Genomic DNA, 3,640 nt, shown 5'->3' with positions numbered 1-3,640 from the left:
AACCCCTCAATCGAGAAAGGTCGAGATTGTGCTCAACAGTTACGAGGATCTGGTCGAGACCACGATCAGCGCCACCACTGACATCGAGGACCTGCAAGACATCCGTGTCGGCCAGAGTGGTAGCTACGAGCATGCCCTGTTCACCAGGTCCGGTGAAAAAGTGGCCACCACCTCGGGTGGGTACAAGGTTCTCTATCAGCGGGAATCCGACAAGCAGTTCATGGCCTACCTGACCAACGAAGTCGTCTTCGAGGACGGGTCCGGAACCATCCGGGTGGCCGGTTGGATCGATCTGGGATCCCTGCTGTCCGGAGGCTGGGCTTATTACCCGAGTGTGGGGGTCAGTGGCCGGTACCTCGGCCAGACGGGTTTCATGGCCTGGCGTCCCTACAACCTCGGCAAGGAAGAAGGCGCCGAAGTCAAGTTGATCATGTTTGCGGGTGCCGAGTGAGCCGGGTGGCCGGAAAAGTCGCACTGATCACCGGGGCCGCGCGTGGCATGGGTCGTTCGCATGCGGTGCGGCTCGCCCAGGAAGGGGCGGACATCGTCGCCGTCGACCTGTGCGCGGAACTGGAATCCGCACCGTACCCGGGAGCGGGCAGTCAGGATCTTGCTTCGACGGCTAAAATGGTTGAAGAATTGGGGCAGCGGGTCATCGCCCGCCAGGCCGATACGCGCAACCTCAAGGAACTGCAGAGCGTGGTCGACGAGGCGATTTCCGAGTTCGGCCGGATAGACGTCGTGTGCGCGAATGCCGGAATATCCAGCTTCGGCTTCGCCTGGGAACTCGCCGAAGAGACCTGGCAGGAAATGATCGACGTCAACCTGACGGGATCGTGGAAAACCGTCAAAGCGGTGATTCCCCACATGATCGAACGGGATGAAGGTGGATCGCTGGTCTTCATCAGCTCGGTATCGGGGTTGATCGGCGTGCCGACCATGGCGCACTACACCGCGTCCAAGCACGGCGTGGTCGGGTTGATGCGTGCCCTGGCGGTGGAGTTGGCGCCGTACAACATCCGGGTTAACTCGGTAAATCCGGGAAATGTCGACACCCCGATGGTCAACAATGCCACGATGCGGCAACTTTACCTGCCCGAAGTCCCCGATCCGACGCCCGAGGCCGCGGACGATGTGATGAAGGGAATGAGCGCGCTTCCCGTCGGCTGGATAGACCCGCGAGGAATCAGCGACGCGGTGCTGTATCTGGCCTCGGACGAGGCGCGGCACATCACCGGGATCACCCTTCCCGTCGACGCCGGAATGATGATCCCCAACAAACTGCGCTGACAAGTTATCGGAGGTTTTTTCAGTATGACGGAGAACACGCTCTCGTCGATCGCCAATCGACTCGACATCATCGAGCTGACGGCCAAATATGCTCATCGGCTCGATACCCGCCAACTCGATCTTCTGATGGAGCTGTGGAGCGACGAAAGTCCGGTTTTCGACGAAGAAGCCTTCGGGCTGGGAAAAGCCACCGGGAAGGACGAAATCCGGAGCCACTTCGAGACTGAGATCTACGGGCAGATGGAGAACCTCTGCCATCTGACGACCAATCACGTCATCAACGAGATCTCCGGATCCACGGCTTCCGGTACCTGCACCGTCTTCGCCCAGGGCGATGTACGGGCCGGTGGGTCCTCTCGGGCCACCGCGTACTACCAGGACCGATACGTTCACGAGAACGGGATGTGGAAGTTCTCCAGTCGCAAGGTGATCCCGTTGACCAAGCCGGAAGTCGGCAACTTCCAGTTCCCGGCGGACAGCCGGGGCGCGTAGGCGACGACCCGGAGACGCGCACGTTTCTCCCCAGCTCACCCGATTCCGGAGCTGATCCGGCCGCCGCCGAAGGAAGTGCCTGTCATGACCACTGAACAGCCGGCGACCGTCGGCGTGCTCGGCCTCGGTTCCACCGGCGGCGCGTGGGCGGACCTGCTCACCGCCGCCGGCGTCCCGGTCGTCGCCGTCGACTGCGATCCCGCCGTCGTGGGCAGGGACCGGTGGCCGGGCGCCACGGTCACCACGCGGCTCGAAGCGATGGCTCCCGCCGCCGTCGTCATCGAGGCCGTTCCCGAAGGCCTCGAGCTGAAGGGCGCGGTCCTGCGCTCGGCCGCGGCGGTGTGCGGTCCCGAAACCGCCTTCGCCAGCACGACCGCCTCCGTGTCGTTGACCGCCCTCGCCGTCGCCTCCGGCCTGCCGACCCGGCTGGCCGGGCTGCGGACGCTGGTGCCGCCCCCGGCGGGCGGCGTCGAACTCGCCGGCACGAGCATGACCGACCCGGCCACGCTCGCCGCGGTGCGCGCGGTGCTCGACCTGCTCCCGGTCCGGCTCGCCGAACTCGGCCCGGCGGGCGGCGCGGCGCGGCGGATGTTGCTGGCCTACCTCAACCGCGCGGCCGCGCTGGGCGAAACCGGCGAGTCGACCAGGGACGACATCGACACCGCCATGCGCCTGGGGTGCGGGCTGCCGCACGGTCCGTTCGAGCTGCTGGACCGGATCGGGATCGACACCGCCGCGGCCGAACTGGACCGGCTGCACCGCGAAACCGGACGGGCGGCGTTCGAACCGGCCACGCTGCTGCGCACGATGGCCGGAACGGGCGCACTCGGCCGGAAAGCCGGGCACGGCTTCTACCGGTACGACACCGGGAACGCGGCACCGGAACCGGCCGTCGTGCCCGGAGGGACACCGCGGCCGGTCCGCCGCGTCGGCGTCGTCGGCTCCGGAATCATGGCCCGGGGGATCGCCCAGGTCACGACGTCCCACGGCCTGCCGACGGTGCTCGTCGCGCGCAGCGTGGAGAAGGCCGAGGCCGCGCGCGCGGCGATCGACGCGTCCCTCGAACGCGCGGTGCGGCGCGGCCAGGTCGGTGCGCGGCAGCGGAAGACGGCACTGGCGTCGCTGGTCGTGACCACCGACGTGGCCGGCCTCGCGGACTGCGACCTCGCGATCGAGGCGGTCAGCGAGGACGAGCAGGCCAAGGCGGCGGTGTTCGGCGATCTCGACCGCGTGTGCCGGCCCGGCGCCGTCCTGGCGACCACGACGTCCAGTCTGTCGGTCGCCGACTGCGCGAAAGCCACCCGGCGCCCGGCCGACGTCGTCGGCCTGCACTTCTTCAACCCCGCCCCGGCGATGCGCCTGGTCGAGGTCGGCCGGACCGGATTCGTCGCCGACGACGTCGTCGCGACCGCGTACGCCTTCGCGACCGCTCTCGGCAAGACACCGGTCGGCTGCCCCGACCGCAGCGGCTTCATCGTGAACCACCTGTTGTTCCCGTACCTGAACGACGCGGCCGCGCTCGTCGAGAGCGGGGCGGCGACGATCGAGGAGGTCGACACCGCCGTCTCGAAGGGCCTCGGCTTCCCGATGGGCCCGTTCGCCTTGCTGGACGCCATCGGCCTCGACGTCAGCGAAGCCATCCAGCTGCGGCTGCACGAGGCGAACGACGACCCGGACGTCAAGCCGACGACGATGCTCAGCCGGCTGGTGGCGCTGGGGCGGCTGGGCCGCAAGACCGAGGCGGGGTTTCACTCGTACTCGGTGTGGCGCGTGACCGCCTGATCCCGGACGTGGTTAGGGGGCGGCGGCCCGCCGTTAGGGGGGCTGCCGCGGTGGGGCCTGCCTAGGGTTCGAGCTG

At 67.5% G+C, this 3,640-nt stretch carries 4 protein-coding genes; all 4 read left to right on the top strand.

What is annotated here, in order from left to right:
* Window positions 1-28: 28 nt before the first annotated feature.
* The 4 genes from YIM_RS29120 (at window position 29) to YIM_RS29105 (ending at window position 3,564) form a co-directional block, all read left to right on the top strand.
* A complete protein-coding gene (locus tag YIM_RS29120) occupies window positions 29-451 on the top strand; it encodes a hypothetical protein (protein ID WP_153033370.1) in 423 nt (140 codons plus the stop codon).
* Entirely contained in the window at window positions 448-1,290 is an 843-nt protein-coding gene (locus tag YIM_RS29115; RefSeq protein WP_153033369.1) for a mycofactocin-coupled SDR family oxidoreductase, read from the top strand. The genes YIM_RS29120 and YIM_RS29115 overlap by 4 nt, the downstream gene beginning before the upstream one ends.
* A 24-nt stretch (window positions 1,291-1,314) precedes the next feature.
* Window positions 1,315-1,782, top strand: a complete 468-nt coding sequence (locus tag YIM_RS29110; protein ID WP_228004077.1) for a nuclear transport factor 2 family protein — start codon at window positions 1,315-1,317, stop codon at window positions 1,780-1,782.
* An 84-nt stretch (window positions 1,783-1,866) separates the two neighbouring features.
* Window positions 1,867-3,564, top strand: coding sequence for a 3-hydroxyacyl-CoA dehydrogenase family protein (locus YIM_RS29105; protein ID WP_153033368.1), 1,698 nt, complete (start codon window positions 1,867-1,869; stop codon window positions 3,562-3,564).
* Window positions 3,565-3,640: the final 76 nt, after the last annotated feature.

Origin of the sequence: Amycolatopsis sp. YIM 10 (assembly GCF_009429145.1) — a bacterium.
Classification (GTDB): Bacteria; Actinomycetota; Actinomycetes; order Mycobacteriales; family Pseudonocardiaceae; genus Amycolatopsis.
This window is presented reverse-complemented; position numbering and strand designations above follow the sequence as displayed.

Coding starts and splice junctions, on each gene's coding strand:
- YIM_RS29110 (WP_228004077.1), top strand. CDS start 1,315: ATGACGGAGAACACGCTCTCGTCGATCGCCAATCGACTCGACATCATC.
- YIM_RS29105 (WP_153033368.1), top strand. CDS start 1,867: ATGACCACTGAACAGCCGGCGACCGTCGGCGTGCTCGGCCTCGGTTCC.